Source organism: Pseudoalteromonas sp. CH_XMU1449-3 (genome assembly GCF_037027245.1).
Taxonomy (GTDB): Bacteria; Pseudomonadota; Gammaproteobacteria; order Enterobacterales; family Alteromonadaceae; genus Pseudoalteromonas; species Pseudoalteromonas shioyasakiensis.
The window spans coordinates 12776-37177 of sequence record NZ_JAYMDY010000024.1 but is presented as its reverse complement, the minus strand read 5'-3'; the positions used below and the strand labels follow the sequence as shown (position 1 = coordinate 37177).

General features: G+C 37.2%; 20 protein-coding genes and 1 tRNA gene. 20 read left to right on the top strand and 1 reads right to left on the bottom strand.

The features are described 5' to 3' along the window. Nucleotides 1-345 precede the first annotated feature (345 nt). Nucleotides 346-421, bottom strand: a tRNA-His gene (locus WA256_RS19230). Nucleotides 422-700: 279 nt separating this feature from the next. On the opposite strand from WA256_RS19230, the gene WA256_RS19225 reads away from it, so the two are divergent. From WA256_RS19225 to WA256_RS19130, 20 genes are all read left to right on the top strand, one after another. Beyond that, a complete protein-coding gene (locus tag WA256_RS19225) occupies nucleotides 701-1519 on the top strand; it encodes a mechanosensitive ion channel family protein (RefSeq protein WP_054563554.1) in 819 nt (272 codons plus the stop codon). A gap of 36 nt (nucleotides 1520-1555) precedes the next feature. Continuing rightward, a complete protein-coding gene (locus WA256_RS19220) occupies nucleotides 1556-2335 on the top strand; it encodes a DUF481 domain-containing protein (RefSeq protein ID WP_063529616.1) in 780 nt (259 codons plus the stop codon). 126 nt (nucleotides 2336-2461) lie between these two features. Further along, nucleotides 2462-5131, top strand: a complete 2670-nt coding sequence (locus WA256_RS19215) for an SLBB domain-containing protein (RefSeq protein WP_335992964.1) — start codon at nucleotides 2462-2464, stop codon at nucleotides 5129-5131. A 9-nt stretch (nucleotides 5132-5140) separates the two neighbouring features. Continuing rightward, complete coding sequence (locus WA256_RS19210; RefSeq protein ID WP_258536046.1) at nucleotides 5141-6058, top strand: Wzz/FepE/Etk N-terminal domain-containing protein; 918 nt, start codon at nucleotides 5141-5143, stop codon at nucleotides 6056-6058. After that, nucleotides 6058-7131 (top strand): UDP-N-acetylglucosamine--undecaprenyl-phosphate N-acetylglucosaminephosphotransferase, encoded by a 1074-nt coding sequence (gene wecA, locus WA256_RS19205; RefSeq protein WP_175083404.1) that lies wholly within the window; start codon nucleotides 6058-6060, stop codon nucleotides 7129-7131. Before WA256_RS19210 ends, wecA begins: the two co-directional genes overlap by 1 nt. Beyond that, nucleotides 7125-8306 carry a UDP-N-acetylglucosamine 4,6-dehydratase gene (locus tag WA256_RS19200; protein WP_282658944.1) on the top strand — a complete coding sequence of 394 codons (1182 nt, stop codon included), beginning with the start codon at nucleotides 7125-7127 and terminating at the stop codon, nucleotides 8304-8306. Before wecA ends, WA256_RS19200 begins: the two co-directional genes overlap by 7 nt. A gap of 14 nt (nucleotides 8307-8320) precedes the next feature. After that, on the top strand, nucleotides 8321-9475 hold the full coding sequence (locus WA256_RS19195; RefSeq protein ID WP_175083406.1) for a LegC family aminotransferase: 1155 nt from the start codon (nucleotides 8321-8323) through the stop codon (nucleotides 9473-9475). 3 nt (nucleotides 9476-9478) lie between these two features. Beyond that, a complete protein-coding gene (gene neuC, locus WA256_RS19190) occupies nucleotides 9479-10627 on the top strand; it encodes a UDP-N-acetylglucosamine 2-epimerase (protein WP_175083407.1) in 1149 nt (382 codons plus the stop codon). Between the two features lie 7 nt (nucleotides 10628-10634). After that, entirely contained in the window at nucleotides 10635-11705 is a 1071-nt protein-coding gene (neuB, locus tag WA256_RS19185; RefSeq protein WP_175083408.1) for an N-acetylneuraminate synthase, read from the top strand. After that, nucleotides 11698-12354, top strand: a complete 657-nt coding sequence (locus tag WA256_RS19180; RefSeq protein WP_175083409.1) for a NeuD/PglB/VioB family sugar acetyltransferase — start codon at nucleotides 11698-11700, stop codon at nucleotides 12352-12354. Before neuB ends, WA256_RS19180 begins: the two co-directional genes overlap by 8 nt. Further along, nucleotides 12344-13399: a nucleotidyltransferase family protein gene (locus tag WA256_RS19175; RefSeq protein ID WP_175083410.1), complete on the top strand. Its 1056-nt coding sequence runs from the start codon at nucleotides 12344-12346 to the stop codon at nucleotides 13397-13399. The genes WA256_RS19180 and WA256_RS19175 overlap by 11 nt, the downstream gene beginning before the upstream one ends. Further along, entirely contained in the window at nucleotides 13396-14088 is a 693-nt protein-coding gene (locus WA256_RS19170) for an acylneuraminate cytidylyltransferase family protein (protein ID WP_175083411.1), read from the top strand. Before WA256_RS19175 ends, WA256_RS19170 begins: the two co-directional genes overlap by 4 nt. A gap of 3 nt (nucleotides 14089-14091) precedes the next feature. Continuing rightward, complete coding sequence (locus WA256_RS19165; protein ID WP_335992954.1) at nucleotides 14092-15300, top strand: hypothetical protein; 1209 nt, start codon at nucleotides 14092-14094, stop codon at nucleotides 15298-15300. Further along, on the top strand, nucleotides 15287-16522 hold the full coding sequence (locus WA256_RS19160; RefSeq protein WP_335992952.1) for a hypothetical protein: 1236 nt from the start codon (nucleotides 15287-15289) through the stop codon (nucleotides 16520-16522). Before WA256_RS19165 ends, WA256_RS19160 begins: the two co-directional genes overlap by 14 nt. Next, nucleotides 16515-17549 carry a glycosyltransferase family 52 gene (locus WA256_RS19155; RefSeq protein WP_175083414.1) on the top strand — a complete coding sequence of 345 codons (1035 nt, stop codon included), beginning with the start codon at nucleotides 16515-16517 and terminating at the stop codon, nucleotides 17547-17549. Before WA256_RS19160 ends, WA256_RS19155 begins: the two co-directional genes overlap by 8 nt. Next, complete coding sequence (locus WA256_RS19150) at nucleotides 17542-18297, top strand: WecB/TagA/CpsF family glycosyltransferase (RefSeq protein ID WP_175083415.1); 756 nt, start codon at nucleotides 17542-17544, stop codon at nucleotides 18295-18297. The genes WA256_RS19155 and WA256_RS19150 overlap by 8 nt, the downstream gene beginning before the upstream one ends. 990 nt (nucleotides 18298-19287) lie before the next feature. Continuing rightward, nucleotides 19288-19773, top strand: coding sequence for a transcription/translation regulatory transformer protein RfaH (gene rfaH / locus WA256_RS19145; protein ID WP_335992948.1), 486 nt, complete (start codon nucleotides 19288-19290; stop codon nucleotides 19771-19773). Nucleotides 19774-20420: 647 nt separating this feature from the next. Further along, nucleotides 20421-21539: a polysaccharide export protein gene (locus WA256_RS19140; protein ID WP_335992946.1), complete on the top strand. Its 1119-nt coding sequence runs from the start codon at nucleotides 20421-20423 to the stop codon at nucleotides 21537-21539. 9 nt (nucleotides 21540-21548) lie between these two features. Beyond that, entirely contained in the window at nucleotides 21549-21983 is a 435-nt protein-coding gene (locus tag WA256_RS19135) for a low molecular weight protein-tyrosine-phosphatase (RefSeq protein WP_335992943.1), read from the top strand. Nucleotides 21984-21997: 14 nt separating this feature from the next. After that, nucleotides 21998-24253 carry a polysaccharide biosynthesis tyrosine autokinase gene (locus WA256_RS19130; protein ID WP_175083418.1) on the top strand — a complete coding sequence of 752 codons (2256 nt, stop codon included), beginning with the start codon at nucleotides 21998-22000 and terminating at the stop codon, nucleotides 24251-24253. The last annotated feature ends 149 nt before the right edge of the window (nucleotides 24254-24402 follow it).

The window sequence follows — 24402 nt, the reverse complement described above, 5'->3', positions numbered from 1 at the left end:
CGACTTGAAAAACATTTTTTGCCAAGTCGATGCTAATTAGGTTAAATTTTGACATGTATGGATTCCTTATTGGTAAAAGTAAATGTTCAATCTCTTTATACCGTACTCACCCTATTTGGGGGAGGAGTCCATACATCTCCTGCATCGTAGGCGTCACGCTTGCTTAGCGCGCCTTACATTCAACACCTATCTGAAGGGGGAATGTATTGCGATCAAACAACACAGTTCGGCTCAAAACTGACAGCTGAAAGCTGACGGCTTTTAGAATTGAAAACAGGTATTGAAGATAAAACTAAATCTTGAAATCTAAAGTAGAAAATAAAAGAATTTACAAAGGGGGAAAAGTGGGGCGACTGATGGGGCTTGAACCCACGACAACCGGAATCACAATCCGGGGCTCTACCAACTGAGCTACAGCCGCCACTGAGATACACCTCGTTTGGTGTGGCGCGCATATTACATAATTAAGGTTGGCTTGTGAAGCCCTAAATTGAAAAAAGTAGAAAAAACTTATTTACCTCAGAAAATTCAGAAAACCATCACTGGTCAGCTCGCGTTCAGTTTCGCAGATTAGACTTGCGACTTTTGTAATTGAGCAAATACTCATTTCGTAGTTTTATGCGTAATTTAATGATTTTTTAACCAAAGATCATATATAATTTGTACAGCGTGACGCTACAAATGAACTTCAGGAGAGAACATGGATACAATAATGAACTGGATCAACGAGAATTCAGGTTTAATCATACATTACGCCGTTCAGGCGGTTCTAGCGCTAATCATTTTCTTTATCGGTGGTCGCATCGCTAAATTCTGCGAAGGCTTAACTGAAAAAGCATTTGATAAAAAGAAAGTCGATAAAGCTGTAGGTTCATTTGTTGCTAGTATTGTCTATGCAATTGTATTTGCTGCAACAATCTTAATGGCACTATCTCAATTAGGTATTGAAACTACTTCATTCATTGCTATTTTAGGTGCGGCTGGTTTAGCAGTAGGTTTAGCACTTCAAGGTTCACTATCTAACTTTGCATCAGGTGTTTTAATCATCTTACTTCGTCCTTTCAAATCAGGTGACTATGTAGAAGCAGGTGGTAAAGCGGGTACAGTTAAGAAAATCGAAATTTTCTCTACAGAATTACGTACACCAGATAACAAAGTAATTATCATGCCTAACTCATCAATTATGGGCAGCCCAATTACAAACTTCTCTCGTGAATCAACTCGTCGTATCGATTTAGTAATCGGTGTTGGTTACGATGCAGATCTTAAAGAAGCAAAAGCAGTTCTTAAATCAGTTTTAGATAAAGAAGAGCGCTTATTAAAAGACCCAGCATACACAGTAGCGGTATCTGAGCTTGCAGATTCAAGCGTAAACTTTGTGGTTCGCCCTTGGGTTAACTCAGCTGATTACTGGCCAACGTATTTCGATTTAATGGAAAACATTAAGATCGCATTAGACGATGCCAACATCACAATCCCATTCCCGCAAATGGATGTTCATTTGCACAAAGAAGACTAATAAGTCTAACGTACAAGTAGTAAAGGTTATTTTTTAATGAAATTAAAAGCATTATCAATTCTAGTTGCAGCAAGCGCTGCAACTAGCGCATTCGCAGCAGATGAAACCAAAACTTGGGATGTAACCAGTGAATTAGGTGCTATCGTAACAAGCGGTAACACTGAAACAACCACACTTAAAGGTGGTATCAAGGTATTACATAACCTAGAAAACTGGAATAACGAGTACAAGTTAGACGGCATCTACAAAGAAGATGAGATCGAAAACGACCAAGGCGTAAAAGAAACACAGCGTACCAACGAAAAGTACTCAATTTCAGCGCAAGGTAACTATAAATTAAACGAAAAGCACTCACACTTATTCATCTACGGTTCGCACGTATCTGATTATTTTGGTGCATACCGTAATGAATCAGTAATCTCAGCGGGTTACGGTTTACGTTTAATCGACCGCTCTGATATGTGGTTAAACGCAGAAATCGGTCCGGGTTATAAGTACTTCCAATATCCAGACGACAGCACTGAAGTTGATGACAACGGTGACTCACTTGCCGGTGAGCGCGAAGGTGAAGCAATCGCACTAGGTAAAGTAGATTACAACTGGCAGATTTCAGACAGTGCACGTTTTACTCAGTTAGTATCAGTTGAATATGGTGATACCAATACTAAAACACGTTCAGAGTCTGCAATCCTTGCTAAGATCAACGGTTCACTACAAATGAAAGTAGCTTACAACATCACTCACAACTCAGATGTTGCCGATGATAAAGAAAACACAGATACAGAAACGTCACTAACGCTAGTTTACAGTTTTTAACTAAATAAATCGTTTTGTTGACAATTTAATGACAAAAAGGGACGAAAGTCCCTTTTTTATTTCCCTGTATTTCAGGTAGAATAGACAATCTTTTTGACTGTAGAACTATGGATATCCCTACTTGTGATGTTATTTAAAAGACTCTTCATTACTTTTTTGCTGTTAACTTCCGCATCAGTATTGGCTTTTACTCCTACAGCCGCACAAATCGAACAATTTAAAAAGCTTCCTAGAGCGCAGCAAGAGGCACTAGCAAGGCAGTATGGTGTAGATTTATCGACGATTACAGGTAAGAAATCTTCAACCGACCAAATTGAACAAGAATCAACAATACAACCTCGTTTAGAACAAGAAAAAAAACAATTAACAGATGAAGAGCGCTTTGCTCCAAAAGTTGATGAGGTAAAGCCTTTTGGTTATGACTTGTTTGCTGGTGAGCCTACATCATTTATGCCAAGCGAAAATGCTGCCGTTCCTGATACCTACTTAATTGGTCGTGGAGATACACTTAACATCAACTTTTACGGTAAAGAAAGCGAGAGCTATGAAGTTGTTGTTGACCGCGAAGGGCGTATCAGCATTCCAAACTTAAGTCCTGTTCAAGTGGCGGGTCTGACTTTTGCAGAAGTCAAAGAGTTAATCAAAGCAAAAGTTGAACAAGAAGTAATTGGTATTAAAGCATTTGTTTCAGTAGGTAAACTTCGTAGCATTCGTGTGCTAGTGCTTGGTGAAGCGTACAAACCGGGTAGTTATTCTGTTTCATCACTGACAACAGTATCGCATGCACTATTTGTTAGTGGTGGGGTATCTGATATTGCTTCACTACGTAATATTCAAGTTAAACGTGCGGGTAAGGTTGTTGCAAACTTTGACTTGTATGATCTATTAATCAACGGTGATAGCAGCAACGATATTATTTTAAAGCCTGGCGATGTGGTGTTTATCCCATCAGTTGGCTCACAAGTCGCTGTTGAAGGGTTGGTAAAGCGTCCTGCTATTTTTGAGCTAAAAAAAGGTGAAACAGCAGCACAGTTATTAAAAATGGCGGGTGGTTTAAAGCCGCAAGCTTACGCTAAAAAAGCAATTGTTGAACGCTTCAATAACAATAATATGAAAGAAGTATTATCAATTGACTTTAGCGGTAATCAAATTAATTATACCCCTCGTGATGGCGATCGTATTCGTTTTAATCCAGTAAGCTTCCAATATCAAAACAGCATTAGTTTAATTGGTGCTGTTGCACGTCCGGGTCATTATCAGTGGCATCAAGGCAAGCATATCTCTGACGTTCTAACTTCAGTGCGTGGTGACTTGCTGCCTCAGGCTGACTTAGGGTACGGATTACTTGTTCGTGAAGTTAATGTAGCAGGCGATATTCAAGTTTTTCAATTTGATATAGCGCAAGCGATTGTTAAAGCTGCTGAGCATGATCTAGAGCTTAAAGCAAACGATAAGCTGTTTGTATTTAGCCGTTATCAAGAAAAGCAAGCTGAAGAAACTGCACTTGCAAATATGGCGCTTACAGAAGAGCAGCAAGAGCAGCAATATAAAGTTAAACAATGGCACAAGTACCAACAAAGAGAGTTTGAAAAATATATTGGTGTCACAGGTACTATAGAAGATTTAAAGTTAAATGAAGACAGTGCTAAATCGATTGCTGATATTGCTAAGCACAATTTAAATAAAGATAAAGAGTTGCTTGACCCAAAAGATTACGCAGTTTTCAGTCGGTTTAATCTATTAAAGCCAATTATCTCTAAACTAAAGCAACAGGCTTCAGTCGCTTTGGCTATGCAACTTGTAGAAATAAATGGCCATGTAACTTACCCAGGTGTATATCCGCTTACAGTTAATGGCGAAGTAAATGATTTGATAGCCGCCGCAGGTGGTTTGCTTGAGTCTGCTTATACCGAGCAAGCTGAAATAACCCGTGTAATGGATGGTGATGCGTCAAAGGTTAAACATATAAAGTTTAATTTACAAGCCGCATTGTTGGGTAGTAATGGTGAAAATATCGCACTACGTAGTAAAGATAGTATTAACATTTTCTCTATTCCTAACTGGCAAGAAAACGTAAAAGTAGAGCTGAAAGGTGAAGTTAAATTCCCAGGGATCTATACAATTCGTCGTGGCGAAACATTAAGCAACTTACTAGAACGTGCTGGCGGTTTTTCTGAATTTGCCGCGCCAAATGCAGCTATTTTCACTCGCGAAGCAATTCGCAAACAAGAACAACAGCAATTAGCAAAACTTTCGGAAGATTTGCGTCGTGACATTGCATCGAAAAGCTTTGAGAATTCTGTAAGTAGAAACAGCCTTTCATATGATGAAATGAACAAGTTATTGAACGATCTCGCGAGTGTAGAAGCCGTTGGTCGTTTAGTCATTGATTTACCACTTATCGTTGAAGATAAGCAAAGGCTTGTTCTGCAAAATGGTGATGCGCTTTATGTACCAAGTAAGCGTGATTCTATCAGTGTGATCGGTGAAGTTAACTACGCAACCTCACATCTATTCAAACAAGGCATTACGGTTGACGATTATATTGACCTCAGTGGTGGTCTAAAAGAGCGCGCAGCTGATGAACGTATCTATATCATCAAAGCTAATGGCTCAGTGAAAATCCCAAGTACAGGTAGCTGGTTTGCAGTAAATGACGCAAACACGCTTGAAGCAGGTGACACCATTGTTGTACCAATGAATGCAGATTACATGGACAATCTCACTCTGTGGAGCACTGCAACACAGATCGTTTATCAGTTAGGTGTAGCTGTTGCTGCTATAAGTAGTATTTAAAGGTTTAAGATGAATAACAACCCATATGAGCTTACGGTCGGAGACTTTATAGCGAGTATCATGAAAGATAAGTGGTTAATCCTATTTCTGACTACGGCTTTTTCGATCGTATTCTTAGTTTTGGCTTTATATTTACCAAATAAATATAAGTCTGATATTTTGCTGATGCCAGTAACTGAGCAAGAAAGTAACCTAGCAGGGTTAAGTTCTCAACTCGGAGGGCTAGCTTCTATGGCTGGTATTAACCTTGGTGATCAATCGAATAAAACGGACTTAGCAATAGCAACCTTAAAAAGTCGCACATTTCTAATGGAGTTTATAGCGGATACTGATATCAAGGTTGAGCTTTTAGCTGTAAGAAAGTGGGACGTTGTTACTGGTGGTTATACATATGATGAAGATGTTTATGACCCAAATACCAAACAATGGATTCGGGATGTTTCGCCTCCAAAGCAAGCTGAACCTAGTCTGTTAGAAGCCTACGTATATTTTGTAGAGAATCTTTTAGAAGTAGAAGAAGATAAAGAAACAGGGTTTGTAAGAGTTACTATTAAACATATTTCATCTGTGTTTGCTGAAGAAATGGTTAAGAAGTTGATCCAACGTCTAGACAATAAGTTGCGTCAAGATGCTGAAATTGAAGCTGAAAAAAGTATTGAATATCTTCAGGGAGCAATTTTAAAAGCAAAAAATGCTGATTTAAAGTCGTTGTTGTATACATTAGTAGAGCAAGAGTTTCAGAAAAAAATGCTTACTAATGTTAGAGAAACTTATGCATTTAAAGTTATTGATAATGCGGTGGTTGCTGAAGATAAATACTCACCAAAAAGAGCTCTTCTATGTATTTTTGGCTTTATTTTAGGGGTGTGTTTTAGTTTATTTATTGTGTTTATTAAAGCTTTAAAAAGACCGAAGGAACAAGAGTAATGTACTATTCTATTTTTGTTTCTTTACTATCCACCTATGTAAGTATTCTTCTTTTGAATTCACTTTCTAATAAGCTAGGCTTAATTGATAGGCCATGTAGTCGTAAGTTACATCAAGGAGAAGTACCGCTAGTTGGTGGTATATCCATATTCTTTGGTATTGCTGCTGCTTTTATTATTTGTTCTGAGTTACAGCAAATAAGTATTTTATTTCTTATTTCTTCAGCAGTTATTGTCTTTATTGGGGTATTAGATGATAAGTACGATTTAAGTGTTCGCTCACGTATTATAGGGCAGCTTTTGGTTAGTTCTTTACTAATATTTGGATTGGGCGATTACATAAGTGATCTTGGGAACCTATTTTTGTTAGGTAATATCGATATTGGTAAGTTTGGAATCACTTTTACATTTATAGCTATATTAGCTGCGATAAATGCATACAACATGATCGATGGTATAGATGGGTTACTTGGTGGATTAGCTATTGTTTCTTTTACTGGAATTGCATTTTTAGGGATTAGCTCACATCATTTTTCTAGTTACTTGTCTGTCATTTTTATAACTGCATTAATTCCATTTTTTTTGGCAAATTTAGGCATATCACCTTTTAAAAAAGTGAAGATCTTTATGGGGGATGCTGGTTCTATGTTAATTGGGTTGGCTGTTATATGGGCCTTAGTTTATGGTTCACAAGTGACAGCAATTGGTGAACCAATATTTAGGCCTATATTTGCTCTTTATGTGGTAGCGATCCCTTTAATGGATATGATTGCAATTATGTTTAGAAGGCTCAGTAAGGGACAATCGCCTTTTAAACCAGACCGTGACCATATTCATCATATTTTCATGCGGTCGGGGTTTAGTTCCAAACAAGCGTTAGCGTTTATTGTTTCTTCGGCTTTATTGATATTATCAATAGGTATCTATGGTGAACTAAATCAAATAAAAGAACTATATCTATTATTAATAATTATAAGTTTGTTTGTTATTTATATTTTTGCAATTAAACATGCTTGGAAAGTAACTAAAATTTTTAAGGGCATTCTGAAGGGGATTAGACAGTGGAAATTTTAAACCTGATTGGTCGTAAAAAAGTGTTATTCAGTGAAGATGTAAAGAACGCTGAAGAAATCCTGAAAAAAGAAGTGTCAAGTTCACGTTTCCTTGTCCTAGGTGGAGCTGGTTCTATTGGACAAGCTGTCACAAAAGAAATCTTTAAGCGTAACCCTAAAAAATTACACGTAGTTGATATTAGCGAAAATAATATGGTTGAGCTAGTACGAGATATTCGTAGTTCGTTCGGTTATATTGATGGAGATTTTCAGACCTTTGCATTAGATATTGGCTCAATTGAATACGATGCCTTTATTGAGGCTGATGGCCAATATGATTTTGTTCTGAACTTATCTGCTTTAAAACATGTACGTAGTGAAAAAGATCCATACACACTGATGCGTATGATCGATGTGAACGTATTCAATACAGACAAGACTATTCAGCAGTCAATTGACAACGGCGTTAAGAAGTATTTTTGTGTATCAACTGATAAAGCAGCAAACCCTGTAAATATGATGGGCGCTTCAAAGCGTATTATGGAAATGTTTTTAATGCGCCGAAGTGAACAAATTGATATATCTACAGCGCGTTTTGCAAATGTTGCTTTTTCTGATGGTTCTTTACTACATGGCTTTAATCAACGTATCGAAAAAAAACAACCAATCGTTGCGCCAAGTGATATTAAACGCTATTTCGTGATCCCTCAAGAGTCAGGGGAGTTATGTTTAATGTCGTGTATCTTTGGTGATAATCGAGATATTTTCTTTCCAAAACTTAGTGAGTCATTACATTTAATCACGTTTGCTGAGATTGCTGAAAAGTACTTAGCTGAAAAAGGCTATGAAGCATATTTGTGTAAAAGTGAAGATGAGGCTCGCGAGCTAATTAAAACTCTACCAGCACAAGGTAAATGGCCTTGCTTATTCACGACAAGTGATACAACTGGAGAAAAAGATTTTGAAGAGTTTTTCACAGATAAAGAAACTCTCGATATGGAGCGTTTTGAAAACCTTGGCATTATTAAAAATATGCCAGAATATGATGCAGAATTATTAGCTTTATTTGAAGATACAATCAGCCAATTTAAACAACAAAAATCATGGTCAAAATCACAAATAGTTGACCTGTTTTTTAAAATGCTCCCAGATTTTGGTCATAAAGAAACTGGCAAATACTTAGATAGCAAAATGTAAATGAGCTTTTGATTATGACAAATAAACTAGTTTCATTTATAAAAGAACTTTATCAGACAGATGAGTTTATTCCGCTTCATGCACCAAGCTTTAATGGCAATGAACAGATCTATGTTTCAGAAACAATAAAAAGTACTTTTGTATCGAGTGTTGGTAAGTATGTTGATGATTTTGAAAGGCATATTGAAGCATATACTAAAAGTCCAAAAGCAGTAGCGACAGTTAATGGCACAGCGGCACTACACGCGGCTCTTTATATGGCAGGTGTTAGAGCAAATGATATTGTAATAACGCAAGCCCTAACATTTGTTGCAACATGTAATGCATTGCATCACATGGGGGCTGAACCAGCTTTTGTAGACGTGTCACCAGTAAGCTTAGGGTTGTGCCCCAAAGCATTAGCTGTTTTTTTAGATGAACACGCTACTTTAACCGAGCATGGCGCAGTACTTAAAATGACTAAGCAACGCATTAAAGCAATTGTACCCATGCATACCTTTGGTCATCCAGTTGAGCTAGATGAGCTTATGCTTATTTGCCATAATTGGGGAATTAGTTTGATTGAGGATGCTGCAGAAAGTTTAGGGTCTTTTTATAAGGGGCAGCATACAGGGACATTAGGTGACTTTGGCGCTATAAGCTTTAATGGTAACAAGATAATTACTACAGGCGGTGGCGGTATAGTGTTATGTAAAACGTTAGATTCAGGCGCACGTACCAAGCATGTAACGACAACGGCAAAAGTTCCACATCCTTACGAGTTTTATCATGATGAAGCAGGGTTTAATTACCGAATGCCTAATTTGAATGCCGCACTAGGGTGTGCTCAAATGGAAGTATTGTCTGAGTTTGTAAAGAATAAACGTAAGTTAGCACATTTATACAGTGATTTCTTTAGTGGTTCAGAGTTCAAGTTTGTGACTGAACCTGATTATGCGCATTCAAATTACTGGCTTAACGCGATTATCTGTCCAGCTCCTCAAGTGCGTGAAGCCTTATTAAAAGAAACGAATGAAAAAGGTGTAATGACAAGACCTATCTGGCAGCTAATGCATCGTTTACCAATGTATAAAAATGCCCTTAAAGGCGATCTTACATACTCAGAGTATATTGAAAGCCATTTAGTTAACATTCCAAGCTCACCTGTCAAAAGTTTAGCTGAGGTATAGCGTATGAAAGTTGCTGTATTTACAGGTACTCGTGCAGAGTATGGCTTGTTGTATTGGCTGTTAAAAGATATTCAAGACGACCCTGAGTTAGTTCTTCAATTATTAGTTTCGGGTATGCATTTATCTCCCGAGTTTGGCGAAACGTATCAACAAATAGAGCAAGATGGTTTTTTCATTGACGAAAAAATAGAAATATTGCTTTCTTCTGATAGCGCTGTTGGTACTGCGAAAAGCATGGGGCTAGGAGTTCTAGGCTTTGCAGATGCTTTAAATCGTTTGAAGCCAGATGTATTAGTAATACTAGGTGACCGATTCGAAGCGCTTGCTGCTGCTCAAACCGCGATGATTTTAAGAGTCCCTATCTTACATTTACACGGTGGTGAAATAACTGAAGGTGCATATGATGATGCAATACGACATGCTATTAGCAAGTTAAGTTATTTACATGGTACTTCAACTGAAGAGTATCGTCAGCGTGTAATTCAATTAGGAGAACAACCTGAACGAGTTAAAAATGTTGGTGCAATAGGGCTTGATCACTTAAAGCGTGCAGAGTTTATGGATGTTGCAGAAATTGCACGCTCATTAGACTTTCCACTAAACCAACCTTACTTTTTAGTAACATACCACCCAGTGACTCTTGCTGACGAAAAGCCCGAACAAAGCTTTAATGCCCTTCTCGATGCTTTAGATGAATTCAAAGATCATCAAGTTATTATAACTTACCCTAATGCAGATGATGGTGGGCGACGTATTATTCCTTTACTTGAGCAGTACGCAAAATCAAATCCACAACGTGTATGTGCTATTCCTTCACTTGGTCAAAAACGCTATTTAAGCACAGTAAAGAATGCGGCTGTAGTCATTGGTAACTCATCGAGTGGCATAATAGAAGTGCCATCATTTAATGTTCCTACAGTGAATGTTGGGGTTAGACAACAAGGCAGATTAGCTGCTAAAAGCGTTCTTAATTGTGACCCTAACAAACAGTCGATCATGGAGAGTATAAAATCGGCAATAAAACGAGAGTATAAAACGTCTAATGAGCATATACAGAACCCTTATGGTGCAGGGAATGCAAGTGGACAAGTAATCGCTATGCTCAAAAATATGCAGTTTGAACCAAGTAAATCTTTTTATGATTTAAAGTGAGAATTTTATGACTTTGATTATTGCTGAAGCTGGTGTAAACCACAATGGTAGCGACGAGCTGGCTTATGCATTAGTAGATGCAGCTTATCAAGCTGGAGCTGACATTGTTAAGTTTCAAACATTTAAAGCAAAAAATATTGTAACTGAAGAGGCTGAGCAGGCTGAATATCAAGTAACAAATAGCGGGCAAAAAGAATCGCAATTTTCAATGCTTAAGCGTTTAGAGTTAAGCTATGACACTCACCACAAGCTTGTGAAGTATTGTCATGATTTAGGAATCGAGTTTCTTTCTACAGCTTTCGATTCAGAAAGCTTAAACTTTTTAGTTAATGACCTTGGTATAACACGATTAAAACTGCCATCGGGCGAAATTACCAATGCCCCTCTAGTATTAGAGCATGCAAGAACGGATTGCGATTTAATCGTATCAACTGGGATGGCAACTCTTTCTGAAATTGAGCAGGTGCTATCAGTTATTGCATTTGGTTATTTAAATAAATCAGACTCCCCGACTGATGAGCTTTTACAAGCTGCTTACTTTAGTGACGAAGGTAAGCGTTTATTAAAGCAAAAAGTAACTTTGCTGCATTGTACAACAGAATATCCTGCTCCCTATAGTGATATAAACCTTAATGCAATGGATACCATGGCAGACAGTTTTAAACTTGCAGTGGGTTACTCAGATCATAGTGAAGGGATCACCGTGCCAATTGCAGCTGTAGCGAAAGGCGCTGTATTAATAGAAAAGCACTTCACGGTAGATAAAAGTCTGCCAGGACCTGATCATAAAGCTTCATTAGACCCTGCTGAACTAAAGGCCATGGTAGAGGGAATTCGCACAGTAGAGCAAGTGCTAGGTGATGGCATCAAAGGCCCAAGAGCATCAGAAGTAAAAAATAAAGCCGTTGCTCGTAAAAGCTTAGTCGCTGCAAAAGATATTGCAGTCGGTGAAGCCTTTAGCGAAAGTAACTTAGCAGTAAAAAGGCCAGGAAGTGGAATCAATCCAATACATTTTTGGCGTTATTTAGGCAGTCAAAGTAAGCAGAGTTATAAAGCAGGTGATTTAATAAATGAGTAAACCCTTAGGTTACTTAATTATTGGTGGCGGAGGACACGCAGCAGCTCTTGCCGAGATATTATTGAAACAAGGAAAAAAGCTTGTAGGCATAGTAGCACCAGAGATTATTGCAGGGCAGGTTGTTTTTAAAACAATCCCGCATTTTAAGAATGACGATGACGTTTTGAGATTTGATAAGCAAGAGGTCATGTTAGTAAATGGCATAGGTGCTATGCCTAGACAAAATTTAAGGGAAAGGCTTTACCATTATTACACACAGCAAGGCTATCAGTTTGCAACAGTTATTGCAGAGTCAGCACTGGTATCCGAATTTGCACTATTAGCTGATGGTGTACAAGTAATGAATAATGCAGTTATAAATATAGGCACTCGAATTGGCGAAAACAGTATTATAAATACGTCTTCAACGATTGATCATGATTGTACTATTGGTGGCCAGTGCCATATTGCTCCTGGTGTAACTATGAGTGGCCAAGTCACTGTTGAAAATAACGTACACATTGGAACTGGCGCTAATATTATAAATAATGTCGAGATAGGACAAAGTGCGATTATTTCTGTTGGCGCGAATGTGACTAAGCCGATTAGAAAAAGTTCTGTTGTTTTTGGAGCAAGAGCGGTAGTGAAAGGACAAAGTTATGACAGCTAATTGGCAAAAGGTGATTATTCCGCCAACAGCAAGTATTAGAGAAGCACTTGAAGTTATTGACAAAGAAGCATTACGTGTAGCTGTTGTTGTGCTTGGTTGCGATACGCTTGTTGGTGTTGTGACCGATGGTGATATTCGTCGCGGAATTTTAAAAGGCATAGAGCTATCAGCGCCAGTGAGTACAATAATGAATAAAGAGCCCACTAGCGCAAATGTTGCACTTAGCAGCTGTGAGCTTATGGCTATAATGCAAGATTGTAAAATCTTGTCATTACCTTTGGTCGATGATGAGGGTAAATTAGTTGGTCTAAAAACTCTATATGACACACTAGAAGTTGAGAAGCGTCAAAACCCAGTATTTATAATGGCTGGAGGGTTTGGTACTCGTCTAAGGCCACTAACTGATAACTGTCCAAAACCTATGTTAAAGGTTGGGGGTAAGCCAATGTTAGAGACGCTAATTAATAATTTCAAAAGCCACGGTTTTTATAAATTTTATATATCAACGCATTATTTGCCTGAAGTAATCGAAAATTATTTTGGTGATGGTAGCGCCCTGGGTATTGAGATTACATACGTCTATGAAAAAGAGCCTTTAGGTACAGGGGGAGCTTTATCGTTATTACCTAAGTCTTTACCTAAAGAGCCTTTAATTATGATTAATGGTGATATATTAACGAATGTAGATTTTGGCAAAGTACTTGATTTTCATGTCAAACAACTAAGTGATGCGACAATGTGTGTGCGAGACTATGAAATAAAAGTTCCGTTTGGTGTCATTGAAGGTGAAGGGCATGAGATCACCGATATAGTTGAGAAGCCTACCTATAGGTATTTCGTCAATGCCGGGATATATGTCATCTCAAATAATATTATAAAGTCTCTTCCAAGTAATGAGCATTTAGATATGCCAACACTTTTTGAGCAAAAGCAGCGTTTAGGTCATAAAGTGCTCAAATTTCCAATCCATGAGTATTGGCTTGATGTTGGCCGCCATGATGACTTTAACAAAGCACAAACAGACATTCATGAGCTAGGCATATGAGACCAAAAGTATTAGCAGTTGTACCTGCAAGAGCGGGCAGTAAAAGGTTGCCACAAAAGAATATAAAGTTATTAAATGGCAAACCTTTAATAGCTTATACGTTCGATGAAATTCAAAAGTCAAAATATATTACGACAACTGTAGCAACTTCAGATTGCTCTAAAGTAATACAAATTAGTGAGCAATATGCGAATACATACTCACTTCTGCGGCCAGAAGAATTAGCGTCAGATACAGCATCTTCAGTAGATGTATTGCTGCATGCTGTTGAATACGCGGAGCAGTTTGGTAGTTTTGATATTATATGCTTATTACAGCCAACATCACCTCTAAGAACGGCATCAGATATTGATAATGCCATTGAGCTTTATATAGATAAAAAAGCGAAAGGTGTTGTGTCTATGACTCAATGTGAGCATTCACCTTTATGGTCAACACCATTAGGGAATAAGAGTGACTTTAAAAATTTTATAAGTCAGCTGCAAAATACGCGCTCACAAGATTTACCAAACTATTATCAACTGAATGGTGCAATTTACTTAGTAGATAAACATACTCTATTTAGTCAAAGAAAGTTATTTCTAGAGCAAGATTATTACCCTTACATCATGCCAGCAGAAAATTCAGTAGATATTGATACACAGGTTGATTTTATAGTTGCAGATACTTTATTAAAAAATAAATGTTAGTATATGAACAAACCTCATCCTCTAATTGATAGTATTTTAAATAAAAAGTTAAACATATTAAACCTATTTTATTTGACTTTGATGTCTGTATTGTTTGGTTTTGATGCTTTTCTCAAGTTAGTAAAGCCAAGTTATAAAGAAACGGGGAGTTTTAATTTTATAATCGGTTTTGTCATATTGGGTTTGCATGCCTTTTTTTATTTTATATACCACTATAGGTTTAAATCAAATAGAATAAAAAAAGAAGAAGTTTGGAGTGTATTTATAGGGTTTTTGCTTCTGACTATTCTTTTAGGAAATAGTTTGGGGTATATTGAATTAGGTAAAGTGATTAGAGATGTTTTCTATACATTTTTCTTTATCATATTGTTCTATTTTATTTTGTATTTTAAAGAAAGTCATAATAATAGTTTTACTAGTGTTTTAAAGCTGTCATTCTTTATCTACTTTATTGTATTTAACATAATAGGGTTGGTTCTTGGTAATTTTGATCATGAAGGCCGCTTTACTGGCATGCAAATGGCCGCTTCTATTTATGGGGGCTGTGTCTGTTTGTTTTTAATAATATTATTAGAAAGTGACTTAAGTAAGTTTTTTAAATACTTTTATTTTTTAGTTGGTTTTCCTTTTTTATTGTTGTCGGGGACTCGGGGAGCTGTTTTATCTCTGATTGTTTATTTTTCCTTTTCCTTTTATCGTAAATTTGCAAAAAACAAGCTTTTACAGTTTGTTATAATTTCTATCTTACTTACTATTGTAGGCTTAATAATTATTAAGTTAGATGAAATTTTGGCTGCTATGTCTGCACTGTCCTCAATTAGATTTGCTTCAACAGAGGATCTTGAAGGGGGATCGCTTGGTACGCGTCTAACTTGGTATTTAATGATTTTTTCAGATTTATACAACGATTCTTTTATAGGTGGTTTTGGTGCAGGCGCCGCAGAAAAGTTAACCGGTCATATAACACACTTTGATTTGTTGCGCTTTTGGTATGATTACAGCTTAGGCTTTATCTTAGTTCAACTACTTCTATTTTTCTATATGATAAAATCAACTAATAAGAATTCATTATTAATCTTTTTATACTTTTTTGTGCAGTATGTTCTCTTTTCATTGCATAACATCTTTCAGGCACCAACCATGTTGTTTTTATTTGCATTATCATTAGTTGTTTTAACTTCAAAAACTGAACAAGTCTATGGAAAAGTTTAAAGGGCCGATTGCACTTGCGTTAAGCGAAGGGGTGACAAAGCTAATTGGTTTAATACTACTCCCTTTGATTACAGCTTCTTTATCTTTAGAGGAGTTTGGCGTGTATGCACTATTTCTAGTTAATTATATTTTTTTTATGGCTTTGTATGTAGCAATCCTTAATAATTTTGTTTTAGTGCGATACTTTAATAGAGGAGGTAGAGTTGTCTTTGAAAGTCGAGGGGCTATTTTTTTTAATATTTTATTTTTTCTTTTTCTGTCATTAATATTTTTGCCTTTTTCTATCTTTTTTAATCTTTGGAATTATTTTTTAATTTTCATAATATCAAGTTTTTCATGTTTGCTCTCTCAGCCAGCTCAAATTTATTTAACGATCAAGCAATGTAGACAGGAATACTCTAGCTACGCTAAATTTAGCTTGGTTTACATAGTTTGTTATGCAGCCCTAGCGGTGTTTGCATTTATTGTTGGCTTATCTAACTGGTATGAGTTTGCCCTTTTGATTTTTCTTAGTCATGCGATTCAAACTACCTTTTTATTTTTTTACGAAAAAAGGGTTGTGAGGGCTATTATAATTTCACGAAATCGCTCTTTGAGTGAATACGTAAAGCATTTTAGAGGATTACTAGCAAACTCAATCTTCGGCTGGGCAAGGGTTAATGTCGATAAGTACTTTGTTTTAAGTATTATAGGAAACGCAGCGTTAGCTACATACTCGCTTGGTTTCCAATTAGGTGCTGTTATTGGGTTGTTAAATACGATACTTATTAAAATTTTAAATCCAATTTTGTTTTCATCCTTTAAAAGCCAACAAACTCAAAAAGCAAAAAAAGTCACCCTGTTAATGTTAATTGCTTTTATCCTAATTACACTTATATATATTGCTTTGGTTCCCTATGTTGTTGAATGGTTCTTTAATGATGACTACATAGACTCTGTTTATATTGCCCAGTTAGTTAGCGTTGGATATTTATTGCAAGTTTTAGTGTCTATTTTTGGTGCTGTACTGTTCTACGAAAGAAGAAATTACTTAATTTCTGCGCTATCAATTTTCTCTTTCTTAGTACTTCTCCTGTCATTATTAAGTATTTTTAAGCTAGGGCTGTTTAATGCTAACAACGTAGCTCTTTGTTTTGTGTTTTCTTGGTTGGTTCATTTCTTGCTAACTAGTTACTTCGCATTAAAAGAGCCCCTTTTTAAAGGTTTTATATCAAATGGCTAAGCATGTATTCATCGTTAACACGCCGCTTCATTTAGTGATTACGCAATCCATTATAAAAGCAGAAAAATTAGTGGATTGCGTTTTGATAGGCTTTGAATCTGAAAGGTTAAAAAGCTCACCTTTGTTAGAAGTTGAACTTTGGAGTGATGTATATGAATTGCCAAAGTTAAACAAAAAGTTGCCTTTTAAATACAAAAAGCAACTTTCTTGTTTAAAGGCATTGCAAAATACAGTTGTTTTTTGGGGAAATGACTATCAAGTTGAAAATCAGGTCATCGTTAAATTAATTAATCCACAAAAAATATTTTTATTTGATGATGGGATAGCAAGTTATATTGATAATATAAGAGAAGTCAGTAAGCTTAAGCGCTTTGCTATGCAAGTTTTCTCAACTTTTTTTTTAGCAGGGGCACTAAAAAACTACTCAGGAATAGGTTGCTACACACATCACGCCAGATATTGTTTAAACGAAAAATTATCGAACACAAGTAACAATAAAGAGTTTAGAAATATAAGCTTAGGCTTCCCTAAAAGCGTTATTAATCAAGTAAAGGAAGAGCTTAATAAACAAAATTTTGCTGGGCCAGTAGGTATATTGTTGACACAGCCAATAACTGAGTATAGTGCTATGTCCTTAACTAAGGAGGATAGTCACTTGATTAAGCTTGCTAATCATGCAGATAAATTACGATTGAAGACACTGTTAATAAAACCCCATCCGGGAGAGTCGGAGCTGAGAAAGTCAGAGCGGTTATCTTTGATAAAAAATAACACAAAAGCAACGGTTGTTGAATTTAATAGTATGGGTGAATGGCCAATAGAACTTCTTGCTGATCAATCAATAAGTACACCTTTTAAAAACGTATTATCTGTGTACAGCACAGCATTGATAACTTTAAAAGTTTTGCGAGAAAACTTAAACTGTACTAGTTCATTAACACTGTCAGATACTCATGATAATGAGCCCCTTGCACAGCTTTACACGATATTTAAAAAAATAGATATTCAAGAGGTTAGCAGTGACTAAATCAGTCAATTTGTTAGATTTAAAAATAAAATCTAAGTACCAGCTCAATGAGCTATTAAGTAAGGGTCAGGGCAATGAGTTTATATTGACGACATTTGTAAATCCTTTCTCTTATAATGTTTTGTTAGCAAAACCTGAACTAGTGGGTAAAATGGATGTAATTTTATCGGATGGCTCTTTGCATAAAACATTACATAATTTATTTAACCCGAATAAAGTCGATAGAACTAGCTTTGACTTCTCTTCTCTTGCAGGTGATGTTTTTTCAAATGCTGAGGAAAATAATTCAAAAGTAGTGCTGATTGGTGCAAAGCCTGGCTTGGTCGACATAGCTAAGTCTAATTTTAAAGAAATGTACCCTAGTTTAAATATTGTACTTACTCACCATGGTTACTTTAAAGATGAAGCAGAACAAGAAGCAATAATAAAATTGGCAGACAGTTGTGACCCCGACATCGTAATTGTTGGAATGGGAACTCCTCATCAAGAGTACTTTTTAGTGAAATATAGCCAAATTGCAAGTAACTATTGTCAATTATATACATGTGGGGGATTCATTGAACAATCTGCTATTAAAGCGGATTATTACCATCCGCTTATAAAAAAGCTTGGTTTAAGGTGGTTGCAACGTGCGGTAATGCATAGTCATGTAAGGCAGCGCCTAATAAAAGATTATCCTCGCTTTGTAATAAAGTATATCGCAGCACATTTGAGAAATAGATTGATAAGTAAGGCGCCTAAAAAATGATCCTACTAAGTATAAACTTACAACAATTAGGCTACTAGATTTTTTGACAAGTATCATTTAATTGGTCTTTAGATGGCAAAGTCTTATTTTGTGATCTTCTTCAAGAAGAGATTCATAGTTTAATGAGCGAAGTCACTTATCTTAGATTAAAAAGTTTAAAGTATCCTTGCTATATATGCGTTGGCTTATAGAAAATATTGCAAGTTAAATATATTGTCAATGATTGGCTGAACGTTGATTTATTAGTTTGAGTGACGGTTTAGACGAATAAGAAAGTATCCTAACTGATGCAAAAAAGTTATTTCTGTTCTTCATTATTATTTGCACATAAGTTATTTTTGCGTACTTTATTTAGGCATGTTGAGGTGTGCTTCGAATTTTGAACAACTAACATGAGTGGTACGTTTAGGCTCTTATCTTTGTGAATACTACCCCCCTAAGTTATGCTTGTTACTATTTACTTAAAGTTATTAGGTAATGACTAGCTAACTGGACAAAATATGCTTGGTAATTTAGTTCACACGATTATTTATACGAATACTACTCGAAAAGACTCTATCGCAGAGTCAGTCCTAGCCAGAAGCCAAAGGTAGTGGGTATTCATGGTTTAATCATGAAAGCAAATTCAGACAACTTTAGAGCATCTGCTATTCAAGGCATTATGCAATGTATTAAAGCTAAGGATGTTGAATTAATATTTTTTGAATCTTAATTACATGAAGCAACTTTCTTCGGTTCTGAAGTTACTCATGATTTGGCTGAGTTAAAATCTTTGGCTTATGTAATTATAGCCAGCAGAATAGTTACCACACTCGACAACGTTGCTGAAGAAGTGTACACAAGAGGTTTGTTTGGTAGTGATTAGTTCTCACTAAGGGTAATAGCAATTTTGTAATAGACACGCTTAAATTCTCTGCGTATAATCGCTCGCTCATAAAAACCAATCCTTTAGGGTTGGTTTTAGGGAAAATGAGCATTTCAGGTGTGACTATGGAAAGTTGGTACTTACTTTTTTGTAAATCAAAACAAGAGCTAAGAGCTCAAACTAACCTTCAAAACCAAGGTTTTGAAGTATTCTTTCCCGAGCATAAAATTGAGCGAATCGTAAAGGGTCGCCGTTCAATTCGTACGTCTCCTCTTTTCCCTAGTTATTTATTCATAAAGCTAGACTCGCAAAACTGTAACTTTTCTGCAGTAAAAAATACCCGTGGGGTATGTGGCTTTGTTGCTTATGGTCATAAATTTCAAATCGTACCTGAGCAGTTAATTGCTCAACTCAAATCTATGAGTGATATGAGTGAGGTAACATCTTCGCTACCAAAAGCCGGTGATGTTGTTTACCTAAACACAGAGTCATTTAAAAATGTTCAAGCTATTTACCAAGAGTCAGATGGTGACATGCGTAGCATTTTGTTAGTTAATTTATTGAACAAACAAGTCACCGTAAGTGTAGATAACAAAGAAATCAGTTTATAAGTCGCGATTCAAAACGACATTAACGTGGGAACGGCTTTATAGCCGTGAATGGGGAAGAATATTCGGTGTTAAAACACCTCCTACGGTGTAAGCATTAAGCTTTTACACGTGAAAAACAAAAAATAATAATAAAATCAGAACGTAGGAACTGCAACCTAGGGGCGGAAGCGTGCCCGAAGGGCTAGACAAGCAAATAATTTTGCTTTCAAGCGTAAGCGAGAGGAGCTCTGCGACGAACTGGAACGGAAGCGTGCCCGAAGGGCTAGACAAGCAAATAATTTTGCTTTCAAGCGTAAGCGAGAGGAGCTCTGCGACGAACTGGAACGGAAGCGTGCCCGAAGTCCGTAGGAACGGCTTTAGCCGTGAATGGTTGAAAAATGTTCGGCATTAAAACACGTCCTAAGTGTATGTTCTTTTATTTATAACGCGATACCGCTTGCAAGCATACACAAGCAATGATTTCTAATTTTGAAGAACTTAGATGTTCTCATTAACTATTTTGCAAAAAACTGTCACAAGTGAGCGTTTACTAAACACTCAGTCTTGCGAACATCTAGATGCCATGCTTTAATTAGGCAGCAAAAAAATAAACAGTAATGGTTTTATTTAAACTGGACGTTTTAAAGAATATTATTTGGGAAATAACAATGGCGCTTAGCTGTAAAACAATTGTGACGTCATTTGCGTTACTAGCAATGACAGGCTGTACAATCATCCCCGGCAGCCATTTCGAAGGAATCGAGTCGGGTGAACAAATTGATAATGTAGAGAAGGAACTCGAAAAGGTTAATATTCAAATCATTGACTCTTCCTTAGTTAATCAACAAAAGCAATCTCAGGTTAAAAACTTCACACCTTCCAGTTTAGATGGCATAGATACATCTAATTACCAGTACAAACTGGGCGTAGGTGATGTACTTACGATCGGTGTTTGGGATCACCCAGAATTAACCATTCCTGCAGCTGTACAGCGTACTGCTGAGTTCGATGGCTTTCGTGTTCAAGCAGATGGCACAATTACCTATGCATATGCACCTAATATTCAAGCTGCTGGTAAAACAGTACAACAAGTACATGCTGAGCTAGTAAAGCGCTTAAGCCGCGTAATTGAAGACCCGCAAATAGATATTAAAATAGTCGGTTTTAGAAGCCAAAAAGCCTATGTAACAGGTGAAGTAAATAAACCCGGTGTACTGCCAGTAACAGAAGTGCCACTCACATTAATCGATGCATTAAACCAAGCTGGCGGCCTAACCGAGAGTGCAGATTGGCGAACAGTTACTTTTACTCGCGGTGATAAAACCGAGGTTATTAAACTAGATGATTTTTATGCTAAAGGCGATATCTCGCAAAACCGTTTGTTACAGCATGGAGATATAGTGCACGTAAGCAGAAACGATATGCAAAAAGTGTTTGTACTTGGCGATGTAAAACGCGCTGGTACAGTGGGGGTTAATCGCTATGGTTTAAATTTAGCGCAAGCATTAAGTGATGCTGGTGGTTTAAATGAAAACACAGCAGATGCGAATGGTGTATTTGTTCTGCGAAAACGTAATTTAAACACAGACGGCGTAATTGCCGATGTATATCAACTGCATGCTAAAAATGTAGCAGCCCTAGTACTAGCAGAACAATTTGAGCTTGAACCGCACGATATTGTGTATGTAACTTCTGCACCACTTGCCCGTTGGAACCGCGTAATTAGCTTATTACTACCTTCGGTAAGTACAGTTGATTCACTCAACGACGTAGCAAACACAAACTAAGGGTTAAGTATGTTTGATTCTGTATTAGTAGTTTGTGCAGGTAATATATGCCGAAGCCCTACTGCCGAATATGTATTAAAAAGTAAACTACAAGGTAAAAACGTTGCTGTTTCGTCAGCTGGGTTGACCGCCCTTGAGGGCAAGCCTGCCGATGCGCAAGCGCAGCACATAGCCACAGCTCATAATATTGATATGAGCGAGCACCAAGGTAGGCAAATAACCTCAAATTTGGTGGCAAATAATAGTGTTATTTTAGTGATGGAGCAGCGCCATGTTAACGATTTGTGCGCACGCTACCCACAAGCTCGCGGTAAAACATTTTTACTAGGAAAATGGATTGGCGATAAAGAAATCCCTGATCCTTATCGCCAGAGTCAAGAAGCCTTTGAGCACGTTTACGCATTAATCGATAGCGCATGTAGCGCTTGGCAAAAGTATTTATAAGGAAAGGCTAGTACATGAATGCTCAGCCCACTGCTATTGCAGCAAATAATAAGCAAAATAGAACAACGCAAGACCAAACAGCGCAAGAAATCGATTTAATGGCGCTACTAGGTGCATTAATTGATCGTAAGTATTTTATTGCAACCGTCACCGCAGTTTTTATGGCTATTGGTGTGTTTTATGCGGTATTTGCAACACCTGTTTACCAAGCAACAGCTATGATTCAAGTTGAAGATGGCGGCGCATCGGTCCCTGGTTTTGACGATATGGCAGGTATGTTCGAAAGTACCTCTGCTGCAGTAACCGAAATAGAGCTACTTAAGTCGCGCTCTGTTATTGGCGAAGCTGTCGACACGTTAAAACTCGATATAGTGGCGCAGCCTAAGTTATTTCCAGTGATTGGTAATCGAGCGTTTCGTAAGTTTACACCTATGCAAGCTGGTGAAGTAGCAGAGCCAAGCTTTGGTGCATCAAGTTATGCATGGGGTGGCGAAAGTATTGATGTATTCAGGTTTGATGTGCCGAGCTCAGCGATTGGTGAAGGTTTTACACTGATCGCAGGTGAGGGTACAGGCAAAAATAAAAACTTTACTCTTATAAATGGTGAAGATGAAGTTGTATTAAAGGGGAAAGTGGGCGAAGAGCTTACTAATGGTAAATTTAGCTTAACGATACGTAGCTTAATTGCTCACCCAGATACTGAATTTACAATTGTACGTAAAGACCGTTTAAACACAGTTTTAGATTTACAAAAAGATATTGGTGCAGGTGAAAAAGGTAAAGACTCTGGTATTATTGATTTAAGCTTACAGAGCGAAAGTGCTGAACTTGCAGAAAAAGTACTTGATAAAGTAGCAGCAATCTATGTGCGCCGTAATGTAGAGCGTAATAGTGCAGAGGCGCAAAAGTCACTTGAATTTTTAGAAGTGCAATTACCCGAGGTTAAAAAGCAGCTTGAGTATGCTGAGCAGCGCTTTAACGACTACCAAATTAAACGCCAATCAATAGATATCACCCTAGAGACGCAAGGTGTACTTGAGCAAGTAGTGGAGCTCGAAACCAAACTACAAGAGCTAGAGTTAAAGCGCTTAGAGCTAAGCCGTAAATTTAAAGAGAGCCACCCAACCTACCAAGGTGTACTTGAACAAATTGAAGCGGTAGAAAAACAAAAACAAAACCTAGTTGGTGAGGTAGGTAACCTACCAGAAACTCAACAAGAGCTGTTACGCTTAAAACGCGACGTTGAAGTTAGCAACCAAATTTACACGCTACTTCTAAGTAAAACTCAAGAGCTTGATATTGTACGCGCTGGTACTGTAGGTAATGTACGCATAATTGACCACGCTGAGGTAAATACCTCAAAGCCAGTTAAACCTAAAAAAGCGCTCATTGTTGTAATGGCAACTATGCTAGGTGGCATGCTAGCAGTAGCCATAGTGCTAATTCAAAAAGCAATCCATAAAGGGGTAGAAGACCCTAACGAGATAGAAGCCCTTGGCTTACCAGTATACGCAAGCGTACCTTATTCTGATTATCAAGATAAATTAACCGGCTTTAGTCGTGCCCGTAAGGGTAAAGATAAACCTAAATCGATTCTAGCAGTCGATAACCCCGCTGATTTATCGATAGAGGCGCTACGTAGCTTACGTACAAGCCTGCACTTTGCGATGATGGAGGCAAAAAACAACATTATTGCAATCTCTGGCCCAAGCCCAGGTGTTGGTAAGTCGTTTATATCGGTTAACTTGGCAACAGTGCTAGCACAAAGCGGCAAAAAAGTACTTATCATCGATGCCGATATGCGTAAAGGTTACTTGCAAACTCAGTTTGGTATGAAGTGGGACGATGGCTTAAGTGATTTATTATCGGGCAGGCTTAACCTTGAGCAAGTAACTAAAACATCACAAGTGAAAGACTTAGATGTTATCACCCGTGGTCAAATACCACCAAACCCATCTGAGCTGCTAATGCACAGTAACTTTACTAAGTTGGTAGAGCAAGTTAAAGAAAAATACGACATTGTAATAATAGATACACCACCAATTTTAGCAGTAACAGACCCTGCAATTGTGAGTGCCCACACTGGTACTACCTTACTGGTAGCACGTTTTGGTCAAAACCATGCCCGTGAAGTAGAGCTTACCCGTAACCGCTTTGAACAAAATGGCATTGATGTAAAAGGTGTGGTATTTAACGGTGTATTACGTAAAGCGAGTAATGCCTATGGCTACTATGGGTATTACAATTACGAGTACAAATCGGGCAATTAATTACTGGCTTTGCTTGTAGGAGCAAAGTTTATTGTGAGGTTTAAAAAGATCCCATTATTTTTAAGACTATCAGTTGGATAATCCATTAACACAAAAGTGGCTGATATTAGTGATGATAAACAAAGTAGAAGTTATGCTTCTTTCAAATG